The sequence below is a fragment of the Neomegalonema perideroedes DSM 15528 genome, from assembly GCF_000374145.1.
GTDB classification, from domain to species: Bacteria; Pseudomonadota; Alphaproteobacteria; order Rhodobacterales; family Rhodobacteraceae; genus Neomegalonema; species Neomegalonema perideroedes.
The window spans coordinates 1,329,395-1,353,575 of record NZ_KB893653.1 but is presented as its reverse complement, the minus strand read 5'-3'; the positions used below and the strand labels follow the sequence as shown (position 1 = coordinate 1,353,575).

The window sequence follows — 24,181 nt, the reverse complement described above, 5'->3', positions numbered from 1 at the left end:
GGAGCGCGAAGCCCGCGCGCAGAACAGGGCTCCGTCCGCAGGACGGGGCCCTTCGGGGGCTTCGGGGGAGATGAGATGCTGAGACGGTTCTTCGCCTATTATCAGCCGTGGAAGGCGCTGTTCTGGCTGGATTTCAGCTGCGCGGTGCTCTTCGGCCTGCTGGAGCTGGCCTTTCCTCTGGCGGTGAAGGGCTTCATCGACGTGCTGCTGCCGCGCGGCGACTGGACTCTGACCTTGCTGGCGGCGGCGGGGCTTCTGGCGGTCTATCTGTTCAACGCCGGTTTGATGGCCGTCGTGACCTATTGGGGGCATATGCTCGGCATCAACATCGAGACCGAGATGCGCCGCCGCGCCTTCGACCATGTGCAGAAACTCTCCTGGAGCTATTTCGACCGCCAGCGCACGGGACATCTGGTCTCGCGCGTGACCCGAGACCTCGAAGAAATCGGCGAGGTGGCTCATCACGGCCCCGAAGACCTCTTCACCGCCGTCATGACCTTCGTCGGCGCCTTCGCGCTGATGCTCTGGATTCATCCGCCTCTGGCGCTTCTGACGGCGCTGATCGTGCCTGTGGCGGTGGGAATCGTCAGCTTCTACGGCGGGCGCATGACCGCCACATGGCGCGCGATCTATGGCCGGGTGGCGAATTTCAACGTCCGGCTCGAAGAAAACGTCGGCGGAATCCGGGTGGTGCAGGCCTTCGCCAATGAAGACCATGAGCGCGCCCGCTTCGCGCAGGATAACGCCCTTTATCGTCAGACCAAACTCGACGCCTATCGCATCATGGCGGCTTCTCAGGCGCTGAACTACATCGGCATGCGCGGCGTGCAGGTGCTGATCATGGTGGCGGGCGCGGGCTATGTGCTCAAGGGCGATCTGACGGCGGGGGGATTCGTCGGCTTTCTGCTGCTCTCCGGGGTGTTCTTCCGGCCGCTGGAGAAGATCGCCGCCGTGCTGGAGACCTATCCCAAGGGCATAGCGGGATTCCGGCGCTATCTGGAGCTTCTGGAGATCACGCCCGACATCGCCGACGCGCCCGACGCCCGCCCTGCGCCCGCCCTCAGCGGCGCGCTGCGCTTTGAAGACGTCGGCTTCGGCTATGATCCGGAGCGGCCTGTGCTGAAAGGCGTCTCCTTCGAGGTGCTTCCTGGCGAGACTCTGGCTTTCGTGGGGCCCTCGGGGGCGGGCAAGACGACGCTTCTGGCGCTGCTGCCGCGCTTTTACGATCCGACCTCAGGACGGATCCTCGCGGACGGCCATGATCTGCGGAGCTTCACGCTGGAGAGCCTGCGCCGTCAAATCGGGGTGGTCTCGCAAGACGTCTTCCTCTTCGGCGGGACGCTCCGCGAGAACATCGCTTATGGCCGCCTCGACGCGACGGAGGCCGAGATCCGAGCCGCCGCCGAACATGCGCAGCTGACCTCGATGATCGAGCGTCTGCCCGAGGGATTGGATACGGTGGTGGGCGAACGCGGCGTGACGCTCTCGGGCGGACAAAAGCAGCGCGTGGCCATCGCGCGGGTGTTCCTCAAGAACCCGCCCATCCTGATCCTCGACGAAGCGACCTCGGCGCTCGACACCGAGACCGAACGCGAGATTCAGGCCGCGCTCGAACTTCTGGCGGAGGGCCGCACGACTCTGGTGATCGCCCATCGGCTGGCCACCATCCGCGACGCCGACCGCATCATCGTCATGGAGGAAGGCCGCATCGTGGAGGCGGGCGACCACGCCACGCTCTCGGCCAATGGCGGGCGTTACGCAAGATTGAGCGCCGCATGAGGAGAATCTATGCGCTTCCGCTGGCTCTCGGCGTATCGCCCGGCCTTGCAGGGGCGCAGGATTTTCCTCAGAGCTTCGCCCATCTCTACGGCGAGACCATCCTTGAAGCTCAGCCGGAGCGGGTGGTTTCGCTGGGCTATGTGGGGCATGACCATCTTCTGGCGCTCGGGATGGTCCCGGTCGGGCTGCGCTATTGGTATGGGCCATACGCCTCGGGGGTCTGGCCCTGGGCCTCGCCTTTGCTCGGGGAGGCCCGGCCGGTGGTTCTGCGCGGCGAGATCTCCTTCGAGCGCATCGCGCTTCTGGAGCCGGATCTGATCCTCGCGGTCTCCTCGGGGATCGGCGCGCAGGATTATCGCATGCTCTCGCGCATCGCGCCGGTCGTGGCCTCCGAGGCGGCTTATGGCGATTATAACACGCCTTGGGAGGTCCAGCTGGCGACCATAGGCCGGGCGGTCGGGCGAGAAGCCAAGGCGCGCGGCCTGATCGAGGAGATCCATGCTCAGATGCGGGAGATCCGCGCGGCGCATCCGGAATGGGCGGACATGACCGCCGTGGCGGCCTCGGTCTTCGGCGGCGAGCCCGCGGTCTTCCTGCCCGGCGACGCGCGGGCGGATCTGCTGACCTCTTTAGGATTTCAGACGCCGCCCGCTCTCGAAGCTCATCGCGGAGAGGGGTTTTTTCTGCCGCTCTCGGCTGAGGATCTGGCGCCTTTGGATGCGGATGTCCTGCTCTGGGTGGGGGGGACTCCGGGCGGCGAGGCGCTGGCGGCGCTGAAGCTGCGTCCGGGGATGCGCGCCGCGCGGGAAGGCCGCGAAATCTGGGCCGACGAGATCATGGCGGGCGCCCTCGGCCACGCCACGCCGCTGTCTCTGCCCTTCGTGCTGGAGCGCCTGCCCGCCGAAATCGAGGCCGCTGCGGACGGAGATCCGGCGACGAAAGTTCCTTCGGCGGTCGCGGCGGGGATCGCGCCATGAAGGGGGGAAGGCTCTGGGCGGCTTTGGTTCTGGCTCTGGCGGCGGCGGCTCTGGCGGCTCTGGCCATCGCCGCGCGCCCGACGTCGCTGGCGGAGGTCTGGGCGGCGTTCGTCGCGCCTGAGCCGGGGAATCCGGTCCACGTGGTCGTGCGGGAGATGCGGCTGCCGCGTCTGGCGGCGGGTCTGGCGGCGGGGGCGGCGCTCGGCGTGGCGGGGGCTCTGATGCAGGCCGTGACGCGCAATCCCCTCGCTGAGCCGGGGCTGATGGGCGTCAACGCCGGGGCGGGTCTGGCGGTGGTCCTCGGCGCGAGCCTCGGCTGGAGCGCCTCGCCCGCTCTGCTGGCCTTTCCCGGAGCGGGGGCGGCGGCTCTGGCGGTTCTGCTGCTCGGCGGAGGACGGGCGGGAGGGCCCGGCCCGGCGCGGCTGGCTCTGGCGGGGATGGCGCTGAACGCCTTCCTGCTCTCGGCGGTGACGGCCCTCGTGCTGACCAGCCTGTCGGCCCTCGACGAATTCCGCTTCTGGACCATCGGCACGCTCGCCGACGCCTCGGCGCGGCCGCTCCTGCTCATGGCGGGGCTGATCGGCGCGGGGCTGATCGGGGCGCTGCTCATGGCGCCGGCCTTCGACGTCATGGCTCTGGGCGACGAGGCGGCCCGCAGCCTCGGTCTGAGGCTCGGGGCGGTGCGGCTGGGGGCTCTGGCGCTGATCTCGCTTCTGGCGGGGGCGGCGGCGGCGGTCGCGGGGCCGCTGATCTTCGTGGGGCTGATGGCGCCCCATCTGGCGCGGCTGCTCGCCGGGCCGACGACGCGGCCCATGTTCCTCGCTTCGGGGCTGATCGGGGCGATTGTCCTGATCCTCTGCGACGTGGCGGGGCGGGTGGTCCTGCCGCCGGGCGAGATGCGGGCGGGGACCATGACGGCGCTGATCGGCGGGCTGGCCTTCATCCTCGTGGCGCGGCGGGCCTCTTTGGGGGCCTCCTCATGAGACGCCTTGCGATTCTGCTGGTGCTGAGCCTTCTCGCGGGGATCGCTTTCGGCGAGGTTCGGCTTGGGCTTGCCGACTGGCTGGCGGCGCTGCGGGGCGAAAGCAAGGCGGCTTCGCTGATCCTCTTCGAATTGCGCCTTCCGCGCGCGCTGACCGCAGCCGGAGCAGGCGCGGCGCTCGGGCTTTCGGGGGCCATTTTTCAGATTCTGCTCCGCAATCCTCTGGCCTCGCCCGACGTGATGGGCTTCACCTCAGGGGCGGCGCTCGGGGCGATCCTGACTTTGGGCGCGGGCGGAGCGGCGAGCCTCGGCGTGAGCTTCGGCGCGGCGCTCGGGGGGCTGGCCACGGCTCTGGCGGTGGGGCTTCTGGCGCGGCGCGGAGGCCGCGTAGAGCCCTTGCGCATGGTGCTGGTCGGCATAGGCGCGGCGGCGGCTCTGAGCGCGCTTTGCGCCATGGCGATCAGCCGCATGAGCCTCGCCGAAGCCGCAGACGCGCAAAGATGGCTGGCGGGATCTCTGGCCGGGCGGGACTGGGGCCATGCGGCGCAGATCGGGGGATCTCTGGCGGTTCTGGCGCTCATGACGGCGCTTCTGACGCGTTCCCTGGAGCTTTTGGAGCTGGGCGAGGATCTGGCCGCGGGCCTCGGGGCGCGGGTGGAGTCCGCGCGGGCGGCTCTGGCGCTGACGGGGGTTCTGGCCGCCGCAGCCGGAGCCGCGGCCGCGGGGCCTCTGCCTTTCGTGGCGCTGATGGCGGCGCCTCTGGCCGGGGCCTTCCTCGGCGCGGCGGGAACGGGCGCGCGGCTTGGGGGGGCGGCTCTGGCGGGGGCCATGGTCGCGGTTCTGGCGGATCTGATCGCGCGTTCGGGGATCGGCGGGACGCAGCTTCCCGTCGGCGCTCTGACCGGGCTTTTGGGCGGGCCTTGGCTGCTTTGGCGCATCTCGCGCGAGATGAAGGAGGGGCGGCTATGACAGGCTTATCCGCCGAGGGCCTGAGCCTCGGCTATCGTGGGCGGCGGGTGGTCTCCGGCCTCACGTTGAGCTTTCCGCCGGGGCGCTTCACGGCGATCCTCGGGCCGAACGGCTGCGGGAAATCGACGCTCTTGCGCGGGCTGGCCCGGCTGATCCGGCCCGAAGCCGGGCGCGTGACGCTCGACGGCGAGGATCTCCAAAGCTTCGCGCCGAGGACTCTGGCGCGGCGGCTGGGCCTGCTGCCGCAGGCGCCGCTCGCGCCGGAGGGAATCGCGGTCGCGGATCTGGTGGCGCGGGGCCGGGCGCCCTGGCGGGGACTGCTCTCCGGCTGGAGCCCCGCCGACGAGGCCGCCCGCGCCGAGGCCATGCGCGCGACCGGAGTCGCGGAATTCGCGGAGCGCCCGCTCTCCGAGCTTTCGGGCGGCCAGCGGCAAAGAGTCTGGATCGCTCTGGCGCTGGCGCAGGAGACGGAGCATCTGCTCCTCGACGAGCCGACGACATGGCTCGATCTGCCGCATCAGATCGAGATCCTGCGGCTTCTGGCGCGGCTGCGGCGGGAGGCGGGGCGCAGCCTGATCGCGGTGCTGCATGATCTCAACCTCGCCGCCCGCCACGCCGATCATCTGGTCCTGCTCGCGCCGGGAAGGCTCGTGGCGCAGGGGACGCCGGAGGAGGTCTTGACTCCGGAGCATGTCGAAGACGCTTTCGGCATGAGGGCGCGGATTCTGCGCGACCCCGTCGCGCAAACCCCCATGGTGGTCCCCGAAGAGCTCTGAGCTTGTTTCAGGCGGAGGATCGGCTCAGGCGACGAAGGCGGGGCGGAGGATCGGCTCAGGCGACGAAGGCGGGGCGGAGGCCGATGCTCAGGCTTGCGTGGGCGCGCGTGTTGATCAGATTAAGGGCGAAGAGCCCTGCGGAGCCGCCGAGGCTCCAGAAGCCTCCGCGGATAGGCAAAGGCTCGCCCGCATTGCGCATATAGAGCCTCCCGCGCGTCATGCTCGCCGTATGAGGATAAAGACCGAGGAGCTTGACGAGGGGCGGGACGGAGGCCGTCGCGGTCAGGGCGGCGTATTGCTGATTGGCGAAGCTGCTCCCGTTGCTCTGGCTGGTCACGGCGGTCGCGAGGACCGGCGCGCCTGCGCCGCTTGCGCCTGAGGCGTCGTATTTCAGCGTCCCCGCCGTTCCGGGGGCGACCAGAGATCCGTCCGGCAGGATCGCCCGCCAGAGCGCCGAGGCGGCGGAATGGTCGGCCCCCGTCGCGGCGGCGTCGTTGTTGGGGAGAATCTGGATTTCGCCGTCGAGGAGGCGCAGCCCGCCTTGCCACTCCCACACATTGCCGACGAGATCGGCGATACCGGCGGACGTCCCGTCGTGGCTCCAGCTCGCGGGGCCGGAGCCGGTCAGGATGCGGGCGTTGCCGGAGGTCGCCCCCGGAGCGGCGCCGTCCTGTCGGCGGCCGGTCTCATGTTTGGCGAGGTGGTCGCGGCCGTAATCGGCGTTTCCTCTGGTCTCGGGGCCGTATTTATGGCTCCAGAGGGCGACGGCGGCCCATTCCGCATTGGTCATGAGGTGCCAGCCGGGGCCTTTGTCGGCGCAGCGGGCGCGGGCGGTCTCGAAATTGACGCCCGTTGCGGGGTCCATGCCCGGCAGGGAGAGCGCCCGCCCGTCATGGATGGAGGCGGGGTATTTGCCGATGAGGATTTCGCGTTTGGCGACGCCGTTGACGATGAAGGCCGGGTGCAGGCCGCTTCCGAGCGCCGGGTCGACGTCCTCGACGTTGAAGGCGGGGACCACGACCATGACCGAGGGGAGGCCCTTGTCGTCATAGAGGACGGTGTTGCGTCCGCCGGTGGCGGCCTCGACGGATTGGCGCAGGGCGTCGGGAATCGAAAGGACGAAGGTCATTGCGCGGCCTCGCGTCGGAGAGGAAAGAGATAGAGCGTCGCGCTCCGCGGATTGGGCGGCAGAGGCTCGAAAGGGGCGTCCTCGCCGCCCTTGGCGTAGAAGCGCGGGAGAAGGACCAGGATGGCGGCGTAGAGGCCGCCGCCATCCAGCGTCGGATCGCCGGAGGCGTCGAGATAAACGTCGAGCATCCGCCCGACGTCCTGCGTCTCGGCGTCGAGGTCGATGGTCAGCCCGCCCGCGAAGGTCAGGAGGAGCCCGTCGAGGGTCCAAGCGATCGCGGAGCCTGCGCTCATGTCGATGATGTTCATATGGTCCTCAGAGGTGATGGAGGGTCCAGCGGAGGGTCGCGCCGCCGCCGCCCGATTGGCGGATTTTGAAGCCGTTGACGGCCTTGTCGTAGACTTCGAGCGCGCCGAGGGCGGCGGGATTGGTCGCGCCGACGACGTCGAGATGGACGGCGTAATCCGCCGAGGGCAGAGCCGGAGAGAGCGGGACGATGGCGAAGCCCGGCATGGGCGTCGTCCAGCCGTCGCTCGCCGGAGCCGTCAGCGTGGCCGAGCCTTGGCGCAGGATGCCCGCAGCAGCGCCGAGGTTCGTCCGCGCCGCCTCCGCCGTGGTCGCGCCCGTGCCGCCCTGAGCCACGCCGAGAGGCTGCGCGAGCGTCAGGGAGCCGGTCGCCGCCGAGACTTTCAGCGCCTCCGCCCATGAAGAGCCGTCGGCGGAGATTTTGAGGCTCCAGTCGTCGGAGCCGTTCAACCCCATCTCGGCGCGGCCGGACCAGTCGCTCTGAAAAAGAAGGCTCGCGGTCTCGGCGGCGGCGGATTTATTCAGCTTGGCCTGAACCCCCGCGCCCGCGTGCGTGAACAAAACCGCAGGCGAGGAGACGGACAGCCGGTTCGTCGCGTCGGGCGTGGAGCCGCCCAAGCCAAGGCCGCCGAACTCGACGTTTTGGACCGCCCCCAAACCGAGGAATTCGCGGGCGGAAAGGCCGTCGGAAGCGCCGATGATCTCGCGGCCCGTCTCCGAAAGCATGGTCAGAGCGGCGGAGGAAGCCGAGTCGTAATAGGCGAGCTGGTCGGCGGCGGGGGTCAGGGGCTGAAGCAAGGCGAGAGCCGGGGCGAGTTCGTCCCCGCCCGAAGCGAGAGGCGTCCAGCCAGAGCCGTCATGCAGGAAGGCGGCCTCCTCGGCGGAGATGCGGGCGATCATGCCCTCGACCGGCGCGGCGAAAGCCCAGCCGCCGTTCTGGAAGATCGCGATCTCGCCCGCATGGCCCAGCCAATCGCCGGTCGGGAGGGGGCCGACGATCCAGCGTTCGCCCTCGGAGGGCGAGACGGGGGGCGCGTTCTCGGCGCGGGAGGAGACCGCCAGATGAAGCAGAGCGTCAAGGCGGGTGAGGGATTCGTTCAGGGGAACATGCTTCTGGCTCTGGGCCGCCTCGATCAGGGGCAGGCCAAGGCGGAGCGTCAAGGGTTCGGACATGTCGGGGTGGGCGCCTCGCGATGACGCCAAGGCCGCAGATCGCGGAGATCCGCATCTCAGGGCGCGGCGGCGTCGGATTTTGTGAAATCGCCGAAGATTCGGCGAAAAGGCGGCGAGGCCGCTTCGGCTCCGCCGTCGACGCGGCGGAGGAGCGGCGAACTCAGGAACGGAGAAGTTGCGGAGTCTGCTCTCTTTCGCTCAAACAGCGCGCAGGCGAAAGGCCATGAACTATCGAGCCGAGCGCGGATTCCCCGGCGCGGCCTCTCTGGACAGGGCCGTCTTGCGGAAAGCGGAAAAAGGTCATCAAATCGGTTTGGCCGGAACTGGTCTCAGTTTAGAGGTGAACCCACCGAGAGAGGGAATATGACCGCAATCATCGACTTTCTGAATAATGTCTTCTGGGGCTACGTCCTGATCTATGGGCTGATCGCCGTCGGAATCTATTTCACAATTCGGCTTCGCTTCCTGCAAGTCGTGCATTTCGGCGAGATGATCAGGTCGATCACCGCCGCCCCCGCGACGGATCGACAAGGAATTTCGCCCTTTCAGGCGCTCTGCACCAGCCTCGCTTCGCGGGTGGGAACCGGCAACATCGCAGGCGTCGCCGTCGCGCTGGTGCTCGGCGGGCCGGGCGCCATCTTCTGGATGTGGGTCGTGGCCTTCGTCGGCATGGCGACGGCTTATGCGGAATCCACTCTGGCCCAGCTTTACAAGGTCAAGGACTCCAGCGACGCCGAAGCCGTTTATCGCGGAGGCCCCGCCTTCTACATCGCGCGCGGGCTGGGCATGCCCTGGCTGGGCGGAGTCTTCTCCGTCTGTCTGATCCTGTCTTTCGGGCTGGTCTTCAACGCGGTTCAGGCCAACTCCATCGCCGACGCCATGGAAGGAGCCTTCGGCCTGCCCAAGATCGCGACCGGACTCGCGCTCGCCGCGCTGACCGCCGTCGTCATCTTCGGAGGCATCCGGCAAATCGCCACGGTCGCCTCCTACGTCGTGCCCTTCATGGCCGCGCTTTATCTGCTCATGGCGATCATCGTCGTGATCATGAACATCGGCGAAGTGCCGGGCATGCTCTGGCACATCGTCGCCAACGCCTTCGGACTCTCCGAGGCGGCGGGCGGAATCGCCGGAGGCGTCGCGGCGGCCATGCTGAACGGCGTCAAGCGCGGGCTCTTCTCCAACGAGGCGGGCATGGGATCCGCGCCCAACATCGCCGCCGCCGCCACGCCGAATCCGCATCATCCCTCCAGTCAGGGCTTCGTGCAGGCCTTCGGCGTCTTCATCGACACGATTCTGGTCTGCACGGCCACGGCGCTGATGATCCTGCTCGCGGGGGTCTATGCGCCCGGGGGCGAGCTGACCGGCACGCAGCTGACGCAGGCTTCTCTGGCCGAGCATGTCGGCGCCGTCGGCCCGATCTTCGTCGCGATCGCGATCTTCTTCTTCGCCTTCACCTCGATCATCGGCAATTACGCCTATTCCGAAATGGCGCTGTCCTTCCTCGGGATCGGCAATAAAACCGGCCTCATGGCGCTGCGCGGGCTTGTGCTGATCATGGTGATCTGGGGCGCGCTTCAGGCGGTGGCCACGGTCTTCAACCTCGCCGACGCCTCCATGGGGCTGATGGCCACCATCAACCTGATCGCCATCCTCGCGCTTTCGGGAACCGTCGTGGCGCTGACGCGCAATTATTTCGAGCAGCGCAAGGCCGGAGTCGAGCCGAAATTCCGCGCCTCCGAGCATCCTGAAATCGCGAAAGGCGTCGATCGGGAGATCTGGAACTAAGCGCCTGACCGCGCTCTTCTGAGACCAGACAGGCCCCGGAGACGGGGCCTGTTTCTTTATCCCCAGACGGGCCCCGGAGAACGGGGCCTGCTTCTTTATCCCCAGACGGGCCCCGGAGAACGGGGCCTGCTTCTTATCCGAGATGGATCTTGCCGGCCGGATAGCGCAGACGCGGCGGAATCTGGGTCGCGAGGAAAAATCCGAGCGTCAGAGGGCCGACCTTGCCGATGAACATGATCGCCATGATCACGATCCGCCCGAAGCCCGACAACTCCGCCGTATAGCCGCGCGACAGCCCCGCCGTGCCGAAGGCGCTGGCCACCTCGAAGCTGACGTCCAGAAAATGGCCGTCATGGGAGATCGTCAGCACGAACACGCCGAGAAACACCAGCATCAGCGAAATGGCCGTCAGAGCCATGACCTTCAAAACCTGCTCCAGCTCGATGCCGCGCCCGAAGGCGTGCAATTGGGAGCGTCGTTGGAAGAAGGCCACGGTCGCGATGACCATCACCACCATCGTCGTCACCTTGAGGCCGCCCGCCGTCGAGGTCGGGCCGCCGCCGATCAGCATCAGAGAGATGATCATCAGCGAGGTGCTGTCGTGCATTCCGGCGACGTCCACCGTGTTGAAGCCCGCGGTGCGCGTCGTGACGCCCTGAAACCAGCTGGCGACCAAGCGCGCCGCCGGAGACTCCAGAGCGCCGAGCGTCAGGGGGTTGGTCCATTCGAGGATCGCGAACATGCCCACCGACCAAGGCAGCAGGACGGCCGTTCCGACGAGCATGATCTTCGTATGCAGAGACCAGGCGCGCCAGTTCGGCTGACGCGCCACGTCCTGAATCACGACATAGCCGATCCCGCCAAAGATGATCAGCAGAGGAATCGCGAGATTCACCGCCGGATCAACGATATAGGGCGTCAGCCCTTGGGGTAGGGTCGTGAAGCCCGCGTTGTTGAAGGCCGAAACCGCATGAAACACCGCATGCCAAAGGCCCGGCCAAAAGCCGAAGTCCAGCCCGAAGCTCAGCATCAGAACGGCGGCGCCCAGCGCCTCGCACAGCAGCACGATCTTCAGGATCGTCCGGACCAGAGCCGCCAATTGGCCGAGCGAATGCTGATTGAGATCCTCGCGCAGATAAATCTGGCCGGTGATGCCGACAGGCAGTCCCAGAGAATTGAGAATGAGCACGGCGAAGACCATCAACCCGGTCCCGCCCAGCTGAATCAGAACGGCGAGCGTCGCTTGTCCGAAGAGCGTGAGGCCGGAACTCACGTCGAAGACGGAAAGCCCGGTCACGGTGACGGCGGAGGTGGCGGTGAAGAAGACCTCCGACCAGCTCAGCGGAATATTCCGCGCAAGGGGCGTTTTGAGCAGCAAGGCCCCGATCAGGATAAGCGCGGCGTAGAGCGAAGCCAGCATCATAGGCGGCGGAAGGCGCGCGAGACGGCGCGCCACATTCTCAAGACGGGCTGACATGCCTCTCCTCGCCTTTCAGAGCGCGTCGCCGAAGCGGCGCAGCTCCGGCCTTTTGCCGAGGAGGATCAGCTTATCCTCCGTTTCAAGGCGCAGATCCGGCGCCTCGCAGGAATGAAACTCCGTGCCGCGCATCAGGCCGAGCATCTTCAGATCGTGAGTCGAGCCCACTTCGAGAGCGCCCAGCGTGCGCCCTTTCAGGCGCTCGGGAATCGCGACGCTCACCAAGCTGTAGCCGTTGCCGAGGCTCACATAATCCTGAACGATGGGGTTGTTCAGCATCTGGGCGATATGCCGTCCCATCTCCTGCTCGGGCAGGATCACCCGATCCGCGCCCAGCTTGACGAGAATCCGGTGATGGGTCTTGTTCGCCGCCTTCACCCAGATGGTTTTGACGCCCAGCATCCGCAGATTCATCGTGGTCAGGATGCTGGCCTGAATGTCGTGGCCTATGGCGACCAGAGCGGCGTCATATTGATCTATGGCCGCCTCGCGCAGAGCGCCCTCGTCGGTGGAATCGAGGATCACCGCCGAATGCAGCAGCGAGGCGATCTGCGCCACCCGCCTTTCATCCAGATCCACGCCGATCACCTGACGGCCGGATTTCGCCAGCTCTCCGGCGACCGTGCTCCCGAAAGCGCCGAGGCCGATGACCGCGAAGCTCCTGTTTTTCTTCTGCATGGGTTTCTCTCTGACTCGGATCGGAGGCGGAGCGCCCGCCCCCTTCCCTTAAGCGGAGGCGGAGCCGCCTCCGCCGACCGCCGGAAGCGAGACGGGCCTCGGCGGGATTCCGCCAAAGGCCTCGCCCTCCAGAAAGCGCTTCATGACAGGGGCGCGGCCTTGAAGGGCTGGAGCTCGGGAAACGCGGGAAGATATGCGCCGATCTTCGAGACGGGTCTCATCCATCTTCTCCGTTATGCGGGGACGACCTCGGCGCAGACGGCGCGCCGAAGCCGGGAGGATGGACGCAGGAAGCGGGATTTTCAAGAAATCTCGCCTCTGACGCGTTCATCGGGGCGGCGGAGGAGCGCAGGACGCAGGACGGAAAGCCAGAGCCTCGCCCAAAAGGCGCGGGCGGCCTCGCCTCCCAAACGCGCGCCGAAAAGATCGCCTTCGCGGCCTGAACGGCGGGCTGGGACGGCGCCCCGGAAGGCGGGCTTCTCCGATGAAGCCTCAGGTTTCATCCTCATCCGCCGCGCCCCGCTCCCGCCCGCGCGTCCGGCCCACGAGGCGAGTTTTTTCTTCGGCGCGCGCATTTGAATGGGGAAATGGTTGATGATTTCCTGTCGTCGTTCAGAGCCGCGCAAATATTTCCAGAAGACGGCGTTCAGAATTGTTTTTCTTTTATCGGTTCAATCTGCGCGGGATCCGCAACCTCCAGCATGTGAGCCCGCCATGTCGAATGCGTCTGCTGCGCCTGATTCAGAATGTTCAGAATGCACGTCCGTCATGTCGAATTCAGAGGAAGCGCCGGCTTCAGGATTTGCGGCCGCTGCGCTCTCCGTGCCGATCATCCTCGCGCCGCTGCTGATTTGGCGTCTGGTTTATCAGTATACTGATTTCTCCCTCTTCGCTTTAATCCCTCTGGGCTTGCTCCTCTGGATCAGCTTCTTCGCGCCGGATTCGCGGATCTCCCGACAAAGATGGATGGAGATGTTCAAAGAGGGATGTGGCTATAAAAGCGGCGAAAAACTCCTCATGACAGGTCGGCTGGGCGCCGGGATCCGCACGACGCTCTATATGCTCGTCGCCGTTCCCATCCTCGCCTGGCAGGCCGTGAACGCCTCCCGGATGGAGATCCTCGCGCTGATTCTCGTCGCCTTCGCCTCGGCTCTGATCACTCTGTGGATTTTCGCCTGGGCCGCGCGCCATATGCAGGACGCTTATCAGGGAGCGATCAGCCTGATGTGCGGGCCCGTCCTGACGGCTCTGATCTCCATTCCCTTCCTCTATTGGATGAATCGCGACCTCATCACCTATGCGGGGGAGTTCCGCGCCGTCAGCCTGCAGGAGGCGCTCACGCTCGGCTTTCTGGAGCTGCCGGACCGCAAAGGGCTCGTCGCCGAATTGCTCGCGCCTTTCTACGCGCTGGAGATCCTCAAGTTCTGGCTCGTCCTGCAGGCTTCCGAACAAACATGGGGCGGCCATTGGATCGTCTTTCTGTTCTGCGCCGAAAAGACCCTGATCGCCTTTCTGGTCGCGCGCAGCGGAGCGGGCGTCGCTCTCTGGCTCACGAACAGCATGCGGATGGGCGAGATGACGGACCAGCCTCCTCTCTCCGCAAGCCCCAAGAAGCGCCCCAAACACGCGACGTGACCTGCTTCTGATCGAGGATTTCCGCGAGAATGAGAACCGTCGTCTTATGCGCCGTCGCGCTCATCCTGACCTTGGCCATCTGGGCGGTCGGGAGGTCGAATCCCAATGAAGCCGAGGCGATGACCCTCACCGAAAGGCTTTTGCTCTCCTCGTAGGAGAAAACGCAGGAGGCGGGCGTTCTGATCCGGACCGCAGCCGTCCCGAGCGCCGCCGGGCGAACCGAAGCGGCCTCCGCAGCCCGAAGCGAATCCGCCCGACGGGACGCCGCGCGGCTGGAAGCCCAAGGCGAAGCCTACGCCGAAATCGCGCAGCGCGTCGACGCGATGGTTCAGGCGGCTTACGCTCCGGTCTATGCGAGCATTCCCGCTTACGGCGCGTTCCATTACTCCTTGCCGGGCCAATATGCGCAGATTCTCGGCTCAGGGCGGGGAGTGAAAGCTCTGTCCGGCAGGATGCTCCAAGGTTTCGAGGAGCGCGTCCAGCCCATGACGGAAGCCTTATCCGTCGCCGCGCTTCCGCTTCTCCGCGGATCCGCGAGGGGCGGCGGAGCCGCCTCCGCGTCGCAGGCGAGCGAGCTGGAGGGGGGAATCCTTCAGGCGGTCGGCCGCGATGCGGCGAAGATGAGCGCCATGGCTCGTCAAGACGCCGTCGGCCGCTGGTGGCGGGCCGTTTGGACGGGGCTCGCCGTCTCCGTCCTGATCGCGCTGGTCGTCTTGGGCGGCGACGCCGGAGGGGAGGCGTTCGGCGCCTTCCTGCTCGCCCTGTTGTTCATCGGCGCAGGGCTCCACTACGCCCGGATTCTGAACGCCGAACGAACCCAGCGCGTGCATTTCGAGGCGGAGTTGCGAAGCGTCGTGGACGAAAGCCGCGACCGGACGAAAGGTCAGGTGGAGGCGGAGTTGCGGAAAGCATGGACGGCGGCCGCGATGAAGACAGAGCCTGCGGAGCGTTTCAGAATGCGGGATCTCATGACCCCGGCCGAATGAACCCGCAAGGGGGCGGCTCCTGTGCGGCGGCTCCTGTGCGGCGGGCTCCTCTGTGCGGCCTTGGCGGGCGGAATTCATCCCCCCGCGCGGCTCCGCGGCCGACCGGGCGGAGGCGGCGCGCTTCGAGGATCTCGCGATTTTCTCCCTCGGCGCGGCGCCGGAAATCGCCGGGCTCATTCGACCGATCCTGAAGCGCCCTCCTCATCGGCCCGTCTCATCGCCCCGCCTCAATTCGGGGCTGAAAACCCGCATTCGTCGGCGTCGCCGTGAAGCCACGTCTTGTTTCCGCACTGCGAAAACCGGAGGCCAGCGCCTTGACAGGCTCCTGAAATCATCCTTATTCGCGAATCGAAATCATCACGGCGGATCAGCAAGCGAAGCGCCAGCCACAGCCGCCCTTTTCAGGATCAGGATCGTGGCTCCGCAAATTTCAAAGCACGCCGGCGGCGTGTTCGTCCTCTTATGCTCGACGTTTCTCACTTCAATCTCCGCCCCGGCCCAGACGGCCGAGCCGATCAGACAAAAGCCGATTCTGCTGGAGCCGATCCTGCTTCAGGAATTATTCCGCTCCGACCTGACCACGATCCAGACCGAAGACCCCGCCGACACCGGAACCACCGTGATCGGCGCGACCTCGCTGCGCACGCGCGGCGACGGCGGCGGAGATCCGAACGCCGCTCTGACCGCCCTGCCCACGGTGCAGACCGCCGGAGACAGCTCCGTCGACGCGGGCGTGAACGGAGACGACATGCTGAATCTGCGCCCCAAGGAGATTTCGATCTCGGGCGGCCGCACCGATCAGAACAGCTTCATCGTCGACGGCGTGGCGGTGAACTCCATCACCGGCAATGAAGATCCCTTCGGCGCCGACGACCTCTCACGCGAGACCGGACAGCCGGGAATCTACGTGATCTACGGCCTGCATTCGCAGACCCAGTTCCCCCCGGCGAGCTTCATCGAACGCGCCACCGTGATCGACTCCAACGCCTCCGCGCAATATGGCGGCTTTCAGGGCGGCGTGGTCGATTACGAGCTGACGCCGCCGAAGCGGGAATCCTCCGGCTCGATCACCGCCTCCTTCCGGTCGGACGCGCTGACGCAATATAAACTCGGCACCGAGGACGGACAAAATCCTCTGGAGGTCGCCAAGCCCGAATGGTCTCAGCAAAACCTCGCGCTGGAGCTGACGCACCCGCTCACCGAGAACACCGGGCTGGTGCTCGGCTACTCCACCCGCCGCGCCGAGACCGAAAAAGACAAAGATCCGCAATATGTGCGCGAGCGCGTCGAAAGCCGGTCGCGGAGCGATTATTTCCGCCTCGGCGTCGAGCATGAGCTGGCGAACGGCCATGAGGTCGGGCTGATCGGCAGTTGGTCCGATTACGATCAGAAATGGGATTCTAATTTCTATCGCGATCTGGAGGTCGAGCAGACCAACGTCGGCAAAGTCCTCTCGGCCTATTATCAGGGCGAATTGGCGGATCGGAGCCTCGGCGGCGTGGCGCTCAGCGGGCTGGATTTCAAGCTCAGCGGCTCGCTTCAGGACAACAAGACCGAAAACCTCAGCGACGGCAATGTGATGTCGCTCTGGACCGGCGCGACGCGGGCGGGCTGGTCCACCACCGCGCTCAAGGATTGGTGCGATCCCACGCGCCTCTCTGCGGGATCGCTCGTCTCCTGCCGCGAGGGCGGCATGGGCGACCGCGCTTATGGAGACCGCCGCTACGCCCTCTCGGGCGAGCTGAAGGGCGACGTCTGGGCGGGCGATTTCAAGATCGGCGCCTCGGTCGAGCGCACCGAGGCGGATCGTCAGGGCGAAGGCTTCGTCTTCAATTCGGTCACGACGCAAAGGCCGATGGGGCTGGCGGGCGGCTATGTCTGCCCTGCGGGCGCCGAGGATTGCCTTTCCGATCAGTTCTTCAACATCCGCATCGTCCAGCCCGCCTACGACGTCTCGGTCGACGCGACGCGGGCGGACGCCTACGCCGAGCTTTCTCAGGAATGGGGCGCCTTCGGCCTGCGCGCGGGCCTGCGCGCCGATTATAACGATTATCTGCGCAATCTGGATTTCTCGCCGCGCCTCGTCGGCACGTGGAAGCCGCTGGAGGGCCTGACCTTCACCGCCGGCGCCAATCGCTATTACAGCGACGACTACATCACCTACGCCATTCACGACGCCGTGCCGCGCGGCGAGAACCAGCGGCGGACCGCGACGGGCGACGTGGTGGGCGACTGGACCACGGCCATCGTTCTCACGCCCTATCGCTATAATCAGGGCGATCTCAAGACGCCCTACACCGACGAGCTGAGCCTCGGTCTGGTCTTCAAAGAGAACTTCACCGGCGGAACCTGGCGCGCGCGCATGATCGACCGTCAGGGCCGCGATCAATTCGCGGGCGTGCGGGGCGACAGCTCCATCGAGCGCCGCCTCACCAATGACGGCGAAAGCAGCTATCGCTCCTATACGCTGGAATATGAGCGCGAATGGGATGCGCCGAGCTTCATGCCGCGCATGGACCGCATCGGCCTCGGGCTCTCGACCGCCTTCGCCGACCGCAAGATCTCGGCGGAAAGCTATTTCGGCGCCGGGATCGACGCGCCCGAGGAGTTCTTCTGGTATCAGAACGCCTCCTACACCCGCCCGGAATTCGACGTCGTGACCGGCAATTTCGACATCCCCGTGCGCGCTTCGGCCGAATTGAACACAAGCTGGCTGGACGGCGCGCTTGAGGCGGGGCTCTCGGCCGACGTGATCTTCGGCTATAAGGGCGCCCGCTACACCGGAGACGAAGCGAACCGGGTCAATCCCATCCATGGCTCTCAGCCGCATTACCTCTATGAGGAATTCGACTATAAGCCCGTCGTGACTTTGAATTTCTCAGGCCGGGCGCGCGTGGCGGAGGTGGCGGGGAATCCCGTCTATGTCGATCTGCACGTCGCGAATCTGCTGAATGAGACCGGAAACCGGATCTCGACGGAGGACAATCCTTGGATTCAAGGGCGGTCGCTCTGGCTGGGAACCTCCGTGGAGTGGTGAAGGCGGGAGATGGACGGCGGCGAGGCGGAACCTCTGATCACGAGGCTTGCGGGCTTCTGGCGGCTCTGGCTGGCGGCGGGGGCCTGCGCGGTTCTCGCCGTGGGGGTCGCCGAGGCGCTGCGTTTCGATCCGACGAATCCCGCCCATCTGCGCCGGGCCTATTCCGGGCCCTCTGAAGATTGGCCGGCGCCCTGGATCGACGAGGGCGTGGCCTTCGTCGAGCTGGCGGCGCCGGACCTGCCCCCGGCGCCCGAGGCGGGAAGCCCCGAGGCTCTGCGCGGCGCGCTCGGGGCGCGGCTCTTCGCCGAGCCCGCCTTGTCGGGCTCGGGGCATTTCTCCTGCGAATCCTGCCATAATCGGCGGCTCGGCTGGGGCGACGGCCTGCCGCGCTCCTTCGGACATGGCCGAACCGAGGGGCGACGCAACGCGCCCGCGCTCTTCGTCTCCTCGCGGCGCGCGCGGCTTTTCTGGGACGGGCGCGCGGAGAGCCTCGAAGCTCAGGCGCTGGAGCCTCTGACCGCGCCGCATGAGATGGCCAACGCCGATCTTTCGGAGATCCCCCGCCGCCTCGCCGCCGCGCCGGATTATCCGGCGCTCTTCGCCGCAGCCTATGGCGGGTCGGAGATCGCTTTAGAGCAGACGCTCGACGCTTTGGCCGAGTTTCAGGCGCGGCTGGACCGCCCCACCCGCTTCGATCGCTTCCTGCTCGGGCGGTCGGAGGCGCTGGAGGATGAAGAGATCCTTGGGCTCCATCTTTTCCGCACCAAGGCGCGTTGCGCCAATTGCCATTTCGGAGCGGATCTGACGGACGGCCGCTTTCATAATCTTGGGCTGTCCTTCATCGGGCGCGGCCTTGAGGATCTCGGGCGCTATGGGGCGACGGGAGATCCGGAGGACGCCGGAAAATTCCTCACGCCGAGTCTGCGCCATGCGGCGCAGACGGGGCCTTATATGCATAACGGCCTGATGCCGCATCTGCGCGGCGTGGTGAATTTCTACGATGGAGGCGGCGGGGCCTCTCATGCGCGGAGCCTGCCGGAGGAGCGCGCCGATCTGCTCGGCCCGGCCTCGACGAGCTCCCCGCATCTGCGCCCGCTGGATCTGACCGAGGACGAGCGGAAGGCGCTCGTTCGGTTCTTAGAGGCGCTCTGAGATCTTGTTCCGACCGCCCTCGTCATGAAGCGCGCTAAAACCCCATCTCCTCGGCCTGATCCGTCAGATAATCGACGAACTCCCGGCAAATGACGACGGACTTCTCCTCGGGCTTATAAAAGGCGTTGGCTTCGCCGCAGGCCTGAATCCGAACCGAGATTTCTTCGGTCTGGCTGAAGACCTCGTTCACATCCTCGACCTCCTGCGCCAGAAGCGCGGCGATGGGATCCTTGGTGAGATCCGCGGTCGGGCCGCTCCAGACCAGCCGTTCGCCCTCGACCTCGCCCCGCTCGCGCAGAAGCTCTCCCCAAGAGCGGTCGGCCTGAGCATATTCCTCCTCGCAGTTTTCGGCGCGGGCGGGCGGCAAGGCGAATTCCTCGGCGAAATCGGCGCGCGTCTCGGGCGAGGCCCCGTAGAACAAACAAACTTGCCGGTAATGGCGCTGAAGATCCAACGCATGGGCGTTCGCGTAATCCTCAGGCCCGACCTCGCTTTCGGCCGCGGAGGCCAGCCAGCTTTGCGCGAAGGCCCGCGCATTGCGCCGCGCGCCGTCCTCGTTCCAGATCATATGGGACATCACGGCCGCGAGCGTGTCGGCGGCGTCCTCTTCGGGGCCGTAAAGCGGCAGATCCATCGTGTCGATCAGGGCGTGCCCGAGTTCATGATAGAACATGGAGAGGGTCGCGCCGCCCACATAGGCGAAAGCCTCCTCGCTGAGACCCTTCGCCTCCTCGGCTCTGGAGGAGGGAGCGAGCAAGCCGCAGCAAAGAGCGAAAAGAGCGATCCGGCGCATGAGCGTCGAGGCCTCCTGAAGCGCGGTCCGAAAGATGCGGACGCTTTCCCGGATCCATTCTCCAGATTTCGGCGCAAGGCAAGCGCCCGCTTCTTCCTGAGGGTTCCTGTCGGGCGCCGGAGGGAATCGGCGAACCCTGCTCAAGACGCCGCGGCTCTTTCCGGCGCATGGCGCTCTCCGCCCTCATTGCGAATATTCCCCAGATATAGGTCGACATTGGGAGCCGTCTCCGCAATCGTGACGGTTCCGCGACTGCGGACAACATCGCCTGTCTGTTCGAACGCTCCTGTTTCGACGGAAATCCTTTCGACCGGACCGGCGTCAAAGCCCTCAGGCCAAAGGCCTGGGACCGTCAGGAAAGGAAATCCGACATGACGCAAGAGACCTTCGTCGTCGCATATGAAGGGGGCGCGGATTCAGACCGCGTCCTCTCTTATGCGATCTCGCGGGCGCAAAGAGGAGGGGCCAAGCTCGTCTTGGCGCATATCCTCGAATGGTCGCCCTATGCGTTTCTCACTCAGGAGGAGCTGGCCGAACGCCACGCCCGCCGCAAAAAGGAGATGGCTCGCGCTCAGGAGGCGATCCTCGCTCCGGCGGTGGAGAAGGTGCGGGCCGCCGGCCTCGAAGCTCAAGCCGAGCTGCGATACGGCTCGGTGCCGGAATTGATCGTCGACATCGCCAAAGAGACGAACGCCGCCCTCATCTTCGTCGGGCGCGCGGGGTCGAGCTCCATCGCGGCGCGGATTTTCGGCTCCGTTCCGCTGGCTCTGGCGCAGATCGCGCCGGTCCCCACCGTCATCGTTCCGTGAAAGGGCCCGAATCCATGAGGATCACCATCTTTCCTGTCGCGATGGCGGCGAGCTTCGCAGCGACCGCCGCCGTCGCTCAGACCGCTCAAACCGATAGTTTCGACGCGCGCGTGAACGCCGTCGCCGAGAAATTCACCGCGCCCTTCGTCAATTTCATCTTCTCCTCCATTCCCGGCACGAATTTCCCCTGGATCGTGCTGTGGCTGCTGGGCGCCGCGCTGATTTTCACCTTTTACTTCTCCTTCGTGCAGATCCGCGCCTTCGGCCATGCGCTGGCGCTCGTCTCGGGGAAATACTCCGATCCCAAGGATGCGGGAGAGGTCAGCCATTTTCAGGCTCTGGCCACGGCGCTGTCCGGCACGGTGGGTCTGGGCAACATCGCCGGCGTGGCGGTGGCCATGTCCATCGGCGGACCGGGCGCCACCTTCTGGATGATCCTCGCCGGATTTCTGGGGATGGCTTCGAAATTCACCGAATGCACCCTCGGCGTGAAATACCGCAATGAATATCCCGACGGCACGGTGTCGGGCGGTCCTATGTATTATCTGAAGAAGGGGCTGGCCGAACGCGGCTACGCCGGCTTCGGAAAATTCATGGCGATCATGTTCTCGATCTTCTGCGTGCTCGGCTCCCTCGGCGGGGGCAATATGTTTCAGGCCAATCAGGCCCACGCCCAGATCGCCGGAATCGTCGGCGATTATCCGGGCTGGATCACCGGCGTGATCTTCGCCGCCATCGTCTTCGCGGTGATCGTCGGCGGCCTGAAGTCCATCGCTCAGGTGACTGAGAAGGTCGTGCCTTTCATGGGCGTGCTGTATTGCGGCGCGGGCCTGATCATCGTGCTGATGAACTACGACAAGATCGGCTGGGCCTTCGGCCAGATCTTCGCCGGCGCCTTCACCGATCTCGGAATCGCGGGCGGCATGGTCGGCGCGCTGATTCAGGGTCTGCGCCGGGCGGCCTTCTCGAACGAGGCGGGCGTCGGCTCGGCGGCCATCGCCCATTCCGCCGTGCGCACCAAGGAGCCGATCACCGAGGGCTTCGTCTCTCTGCTGGAGCCTCTCATCGACACGGTGGTGATCTGCACCATGACCGCGCTCGTGATCATCATCACCGGCGTGCTGCAAATCGACCCTGAGACCGGACGCTATGTCTGGAACGCCGAACTCGGCCGCATCGCGACGACCGGAGACGCCGGAGGCGTGCAGCTGACCTCGGCGGCCTTTGGGTCGACGATCTCCTGGTTCCCCTATGTTTTGGCGGTCGCGGTGATTCTCTTCGCCTTCTCCACGATGCTGTCCTGGTCCTATTACGGGCTGAAGGCCTGGACCTATATGTTTGGCGAGGGGAAAGCTCAGGAGATCAGCTTCAAGCTGCTCTTCTGCCTCTTCGTGATCATCGGCGCGGCGATGAATCTGGGGCCGGTGGTCGATTTCTCGGACGCCGCGATCTTCGCGATGGGTCTGGTCAACATCGTCGGCCTTTATATTCTGATGCCGGTGGTGAAGGCGGAGATGGTCAGCTATTTCGCCCGTCTGAAATCCGGCGAGATCAAGCGCTTCAAGTAAGAGGCGATCGCGGCGAGGCGTCGAAAGGCGCCCCGCCGCGAGCGCGGCCGCGACGCGACAGGAAGAACCATCGAACTCGGAAGCGGCGAATCTAAACTCGGAAGGCCGCAATCTAAATCTGCGGATTTGCGCGCCGGAAGCGGAGTTAGGTGAAAATCTTCCGGTGTGGCGTCGTTTTCAGCGATTCTTCATATCGCGCTGCGGAGCGATTTTCGCGCTCTCCAAATCTCCGTCTTCAGCCAATGTCGGGCAGAGGAAATTTGGTGGAAGGGACAGGATTCGAACCTGTGTAGGGTTACCCCGACGGATTTACAGTCCGTTGCTTTTGACCGCTCAGCCACCCTTCCGGCGCTCGCCTCAGAGCCTCGCTGTCGCAAGGCTTTCGGCTGCGTGCCGCGTTCTTAGGCGACGCCCCGCAGGCTGTCAACAGCAAAGCGGAGCTTCTTCCCCTCAACCTAAATTCTCATCCGGCGAGACCGCGGATTCCTCCTCCAGCTCCGAACGCGCCAGACGCGCCGCAGCCTCCACGCTCGGCGCGTAGCTCGCGACCGAGGAGGAGAGGCCGCCCCGCATCAAAGCCCGCTGAGTCGCCGCGGAAGCTCCCGCCACCAGCACCCTTTTGCCCCGTCGCTGCGCCTTCAGAGCCGCCTCGACCAAGGTGTGCGCCGCGCTGGAATCCATCTCGCGCAGAGCCGAGACGTCGTAGATCACCGCCCGCCGCGGATCCCCCATCCGATCCAGAACCGTCCCGACGCTCTGCGCCGAGCCGAAGAAAAAAGCCCCCGTGATCCGGTGCACCACCAAATCCGGATGAGTCCGCTCCGCAGGATCATAGCCCGGCGCCTCCTCCAGAGGCCGCGACTCCACCTGCGCCGATTCCGCCATGCGGTTCAGGAACAACAGCGCGCTCAGCGAGAAGCCGACGAGGATGCCCCAAGTCAGATCGAAGACCACCGTCGTGAAGAAGGTCGTCAGCAGCACCGTCGCGTCCGAACCCGAACTGCGCAGCAAAGCCGAGAATTCATGCTTCTCGGCCATGTTCCAGGCCACCACCGCCAGCACGCCGCCCAGAGCCGCCAAAGGCGCATAGGCCAGCCATGAGGCCGCCAGAGCCAGCATCGCCAGCAGGAAGGCCGCATGCAGCATCCCGGATATGGGCGTCCGCGCGCCTGAGCGCACATTGGCCGCCGTGCGGGCGATGGTCCCCGTGACGGTCATCGCGCCGAAGACCGCCGCCGCCATATTCGCGACGCCCTGAGCCACCAGCTCCATGTTCGAGCGATGGCGACGCCCCGTCATGGCGTCGGCCACCGTCGCCGAGAGCAGCGACTCGATGGCGCCGAGCAGGGTGAAGGTCAGAGCCTCGGGCAGCACGTCCCGCATGGCCGCGAAGGAGATCTCCGGCAGGCGCGGCGCGGGCAAACCTCCGGACAACTCGCCGAAACGGCTGCCGATGGTCGCGACCTCGAAAGGCGAAATCTGCGCCAGCAGCGTCGCCCCGACCACCCCGATCAGAAAGGCCGGCCAGCCCGGACGCCAGCGCCGCACCGCAAGGATGATCCCGATGGTCGCCGCCGAGATCATCACCGCGCCGAAGCTCACCGTGGGGAGGGCCTCGTACAACACGCCGAGTTTGGGCAGGAAATGAGCGGGCTCGGGGCCGTCGAGCGTCAGGCCGAGCAATTCCTTCAGCTGAGTGGCGAAGATCGCCACCGCGATTCCCGCCGTGAAGCCCACCGTCACCGGATAAGGCACGAATTTCACATAAGAGCCCCAGCGCAAAAGCCCCATGATCGTCAGAAAGACGCCCGCCATGCCCGTGGCCAGCAAAAGGCCGTCCACGCCATGCTCCGCGACGCAGGTCGCCACCAGCGGAATGAAGGCTCCCGCCGGGCCGCCGATCTGATAGCGGCTGCCGCCCAGCGCCGAAATGAGGAAGCCCCCCACGATGGCGGCGTAAAGCCCGTTCTCCGGCGGAAGGCCCGAAGCGATGGCCAGCGCCATCGACAAGGGCAAGGCCACGATGGCCACTGTGAGGCCGGACAGAGCGTCGGCGCGCAGATCGCCGAGTCGGTAGCCTTCGCGCAGAGAGGTGACGAGTTGCGGGGTGAGCTCCGCGCGCGGATGCGCGCGGGCGGGCGCGGAAGCGCCTGAAGAGCCGGGCATAGCG

Annotated in this window: 20 protein-coding genes and 1 tRNA gene; 13 read left to right on the top strand and 8 right to left on the bottom strand. The window is 66.1% G+C overall.

Annotated features, from left to right (window positions below):
- Positions 1-75 precede the first annotated feature (75 nt).
- From B161_RS0106355 to B161_RS0106335, 5 genes are read left to right on the top strand one after another with little or no spacing between them, the layout of a single operon-like run.
- Entirely contained in the window at positions 76-1,779 is a 1,704-nt protein-coding gene (locus tag B161_RS0106355) for an ABC transporter ATP-binding protein (protein ID WP_018632528.1), read from the top strand.
- Positions 1,776-2,756, top strand: coding sequence for an iron-siderophore ABC transporter substrate-binding protein (locus B161_RS0106350; RefSeq protein WP_018632527.1), 981 nt, complete (start codon positions 1,776-1,778; stop codon positions 2,754-2,756). The genes B161_RS0106355 and B161_RS0106350 overlap by 4 nt, the downstream gene beginning before the upstream one ends.
- Positions 2,753-3,739: a FecCD family ABC transporter permease gene (locus tag B161_RS0106345; protein WP_018632526.1), complete on the top strand. Its 987-nt coding sequence runs from the start codon at positions 2,753-2,755 to the stop codon at positions 3,737-3,739. Before B161_RS0106350 ends, B161_RS0106345 begins: the two co-directional genes overlap by 4 nt.
- The gene (locus B161_RS17070) at positions 3,736-4,707 is read left to right on the top strand and encodes a FecCD family ABC transporter permease (RefSeq protein WP_018632525.1); all 972 of its coding nucleotides are present in this window, start codon (positions 3,736-3,738) and stop codon (positions 4,705-4,707) included. The genes B161_RS0106345 and B161_RS17070 overlap by 4 nt, the downstream gene beginning before the upstream one ends.
- The gene (locus tag B161_RS0106335; RefSeq protein WP_018632524.1) at positions 4,704-5,483 is read left to right on the top strand and encodes an ABC transporter ATP-binding protein; all 780 of its coding nucleotides are present in this window, start codon (positions 4,704-4,706) and stop codon (positions 5,481-5,483) included. The genes B161_RS17070 and B161_RS0106335 overlap by 4 nt, the downstream gene beginning before the upstream one ends.
- A 55-nt stretch (positions 5,484-5,538) precedes the next feature.
- On the opposite strand, the gene B161_RS0106330 is transcribed toward B161_RS0106335, so the two are convergent.
- The 3 genes from B161_RS0106330 to B161_RS18705 are packed head-to-tail and all read right to left on the bottom strand — an operon-like array spanning position 5,539 to position 8,091.
- Positions 5,539-6,612 carry an SUMF1/EgtB/PvdO family nonheme iron enzyme gene (locus B161_RS0106330; protein ID WP_018632523.1) on the bottom strand — a complete coding sequence of 358 codons (1,074 nt, stop codon included), beginning with the start codon at positions 6,610-6,612 and terminating at the stop codon, positions 5,539-5,541.
- On the bottom strand, positions 6,609-6,920 hold the full coding sequence (locus B161_RS0106325; protein ID WP_018632522.1) for a hypothetical protein: 312 nt from the start codon (positions 6,918-6,920) through the stop codon (positions 6,609-6,611). Before B161_RS0106325 ends, B161_RS0106330 begins: the two co-directional genes overlap by 4 nt.
- Positions 6,921-6,927: 7 nt before the next feature.
- Positions 6,928-8,091 (bottom strand): DUF2793 domain-containing protein, encoded by a 1,164-nt coding sequence (locus tag B161_RS18705; protein ID WP_026310236.1) that lies wholly within the window; start codon positions 8,089-8,091, stop codon positions 6,928-6,930.
- A gap of 363 nt (positions 8,092-8,454) precedes the next feature.
- Here B161_RS18705 and B161_RS0106315 point away from each other — a divergent pair, with 363 nt between their 5' ends.
- A complete protein-coding gene (locus tag B161_RS0106315) occupies positions 8,455-9,876 on the top strand; it encodes an alanine/glycine:cation symporter family protein (protein ID WP_018632521.1) in 1,422 nt (473 codons plus the stop codon).
- A gap of 133 nt (positions 9,877-10,009) precedes the next feature.
- On the opposite strand, the gene B161_RS0106310 is transcribed toward B161_RS0106315, so the two are convergent.
- On the bottom strand, positions 10,010-11,353 hold the full coding sequence (locus tag B161_RS0106310; RefSeq protein WP_018632520.1) for a TrkH family potassium uptake protein: 1,344 nt from the start codon (positions 11,351-11,353) through the stop codon (positions 10,010-10,012).
- A 15-nt stretch (positions 11,354-11,368) separates the two neighbouring features.
- A complete protein-coding gene (locus tag B161_RS0106305) occupies positions 11,369-12,031 on the bottom strand; it encodes a potassium channel family protein (RefSeq protein ID WP_018632519.1) in 663 nt (220 codons plus the stop codon).
- 768 nt (positions 12,032-12,799) lie between these two features.
- On the opposite strand from B161_RS0106305, the gene B161_RS0106290 reads away from it, so the two are divergent.
- From B161_RS0106290 to B161_RS0106270, 5 genes are all read left to right on the top strand, one after another.
- On the top strand, positions 12,800-13,666 hold the full coding sequence (locus B161_RS0106290; protein ID WP_018632516.1) for a hypothetical protein: 867 nt from the start codon (positions 12,800-12,802) through the stop codon (positions 13,664-13,666).
- A gap of 29 nt (positions 13,667-13,695) precedes the next feature.
- A complete protein-coding gene (locus B161_RS20175; RefSeq protein ID WP_018632515.1) occupies positions 13,696-13,821 on the top strand; it encodes a hypothetical protein in 126 nt (41 codons plus the stop codon).
- A gap of 474 nt (positions 13,822-14,295) precedes the next feature.
- Positions 14,296-14,652, top strand: coding sequence for a hypothetical protein (locus B161_RS19560; protein ID WP_157755545.1), 357 nt, complete (start codon positions 14,296-14,298; stop codon positions 14,650-14,652).
- Positions 14,653-15,067: 415 nt separating this feature from the next.
- Complete coding sequence (locus B161_RS19720; protein WP_018632513.1) at positions 15,068-17,689, top strand: TonB-dependent receptor; 2,622 nt, start codon at positions 15,068-15,070, stop codon at positions 17,687-17,689.
- Positions 17,690-17,698: 9 nt separating this feature from the next.
- Complete coding sequence (locus B161_RS0106270) at positions 17,699-18,841, top strand: cytochrome-c peroxidase (protein WP_018632512.1); 1,143 nt, start codon at positions 17,699-17,701, stop codon at positions 18,839-18,841.
- 34 nt (positions 18,842-18,875) lie between these two features.
- On the opposite strand, the gene B161_RS18700 is transcribed toward B161_RS0106270, so the two are convergent.
- Positions 18,876-19,634, bottom strand: a complete 759-nt coding sequence (locus tag B161_RS18700) for a DUF4344 domain-containing metallopeptidase (protein ID WP_018632511.1) — start codon at positions 19,632-19,634, stop codon at positions 18,876-18,878.
- 371 nt (positions 19,635-20,005) lie between these two features.
- On the opposite strand from B161_RS18700, the gene B161_RS0106260 reads away from it, so the two are divergent.
- Both B161_RS0106260 and B161_RS0106255 read left to right on the top strand, forming a co-directional pair.
- A complete protein-coding gene (locus B161_RS0106260) occupies positions 20,006-20,443 on the top strand; it encodes a universal stress protein (protein WP_018632510.1) in 438 nt (145 codons plus the stop codon).
- Positions 20,444-20,457: 14 nt separating this feature from the next.
- A complete protein-coding gene (locus B161_RS0106255) occupies positions 20,458-22,011 on the top strand; it encodes an alanine/glycine:cation symporter family protein (RefSeq protein ID WP_026310234.1) in 1,554 nt (517 codons plus the stop codon).
- 261 nt (positions 22,012-22,272) lie between these two features.
- Here the strand turns inward: B161_RS0106255 and B161_RS0106250 are convergent.
- A tRNA-Tyr gene (locus tag B161_RS0106250) sits at positions 22,273-22,358 on the bottom strand.
- A 103-nt stretch (positions 22,359-22,461) separates the two neighbouring features.
- Positions 22,462-24,177, bottom strand: coding sequence for a SulP family inorganic anion transporter (locus B161_RS0106245; RefSeq protein ID WP_018632508.1), 1,716 nt, complete (start codon positions 24,175-24,177; stop codon positions 22,462-22,464).
- Between the last annotated feature and the right edge of the window lie 4 nt (positions 24,178-24,181).

What these genes read in the sequence shown, in the direction of transcription:
- B161_RS0106355 (WP_018632528.1), top strand. Translation starts at nt 76, where the DNA reads ATGCTGAGACGGTTCTTCGCCTATTATCAGCCGTGGAAGGCGCTGTTC.
- B161_RS0106350 (WP_018632527.1), top strand. Translation starts at nt 1,776, where the DNA reads ATGAGGAGAATCTATGCGCTTCCGCTGGCTCTCGGCGTATCGCCCGGC.
- B161_RS0106345 (WP_018632526.1), top strand. Translation starts at nt 2,753, where the DNA reads ATGAAGGGGGGAAGGCTCTGGGCGGCTTTGGTTCTGGCTCTGGCGGCG.
- B161_RS17070 (WP_018632525.1), top strand. Translation starts at nt 3,736, where the DNA reads ATGAGACGCCTTGCGATTCTGCTGGTGCTGAGCCTTCTCGCGGGGATC.
- B161_RS0106335 (WP_018632524.1), top strand. Translation starts at nt 4,704, where the DNA reads ATGACAGGCTTATCCGCCGAGGGCCTGAGCCTCGGCTATCGTGGGCGG.
- B161_RS0106330 (WP_018632523.1), bottom strand. Translation starts at nt 6,612, where the DNA reads ATGACCTTCGTCCTTTCGATTCCCGACGCCCTGCGCCAATCCGTCGAG.
- B161_RS0106325 (WP_018632522.1), bottom strand. Translation starts at nt 6,920, where the DNA reads ATGAACATCATCGACATGAGCGCAGGCTCCGCGATCGCTTGGACCCTC.
- B161_RS18705 (WP_026310236.1), bottom strand. Translation starts at nt 8,091, where the DNA reads ATGTCCGAACCCTTGACGCTCCGCCTTGGCCTGCCCCTGATCGAGGCG.
- B161_RS0106315 (WP_018632521.1), top strand. Translation starts at nt 8,455, where the DNA reads ATGACCGCAATCATCGACTTTCTGAATAATGTCTTCTGGGGCTACGTC.
- B161_RS0106310 (WP_018632520.1), bottom strand. Translation starts at nt 11,353, where the DNA reads ATGTCAGCCCGTCTTGAGAATGTGGCGCGCCGTCTCGCGCGCCTTCCG.
- B161_RS0106305 (WP_018632519.1), bottom strand. Translation starts at nt 12,031, where the DNA reads ATGCAGAAGAAAAACAGGAGCTTCGCGGTCATCGGCCTCGGCGCTTTC.
- B161_RS0106290 (WP_018632516.1), top strand. Translation starts at nt 12,800, where the DNA reads ATGTCGAATTCAGAGGAAGCGCCGGCTTCAGGATTTGCGGCCGCTGCG.
- B161_RS20175 (WP_018632515.1), top strand. Translation starts at nt 13,696, where the DNA reads ATGAGAACCGTCGTCTTATGCGCCGTCGCGCTCATCCTGACCTTGGCC.
- B161_RS19560 (WP_157755545.1), top strand. Translation starts at nt 14,296, where the DNA reads ATGGCTCGTCAAGACGCCGTCGGCCGCTGGTGGCGGGCCGTTTGGACG.
- B161_RS0106270 (WP_018632512.1), top strand. Translation starts at nt 17,699, where the DNA reads ATGGACGGCGGCGAGGCGGAACCTCTGATCACGAGGCTTGCGGGCTTC.
- B161_RS18700 (WP_018632511.1), bottom strand. Translation starts at nt 19,634, where the DNA reads ATGCGCCGGATCGCTCTTTTCGCTCTTTGCTGCGGCTTGCTCGCTCCC.
- B161_RS0106260 (WP_018632510.1), top strand. Translation starts at nt 20,006, where the DNA reads ATGACGCAAGAGACCTTCGTCGTCGCATATGAAGGGGGCGCGGATTCA.
- B161_RS0106255 (WP_026310234.1), top strand. Translation starts at nt 20,458, where the DNA reads ATGAGGATCACCATCTTTCCTGTCGCGATGGCGGCGAGCTTCGCAGCG.
- B161_RS0106245 (WP_018632508.1), bottom strand. Translation starts at nt 24,177, where the DNA reads ATGCCCGGCTCTTCAGGCGCTTCCGCGCCCGCCCGCGCGCATCCGCGC.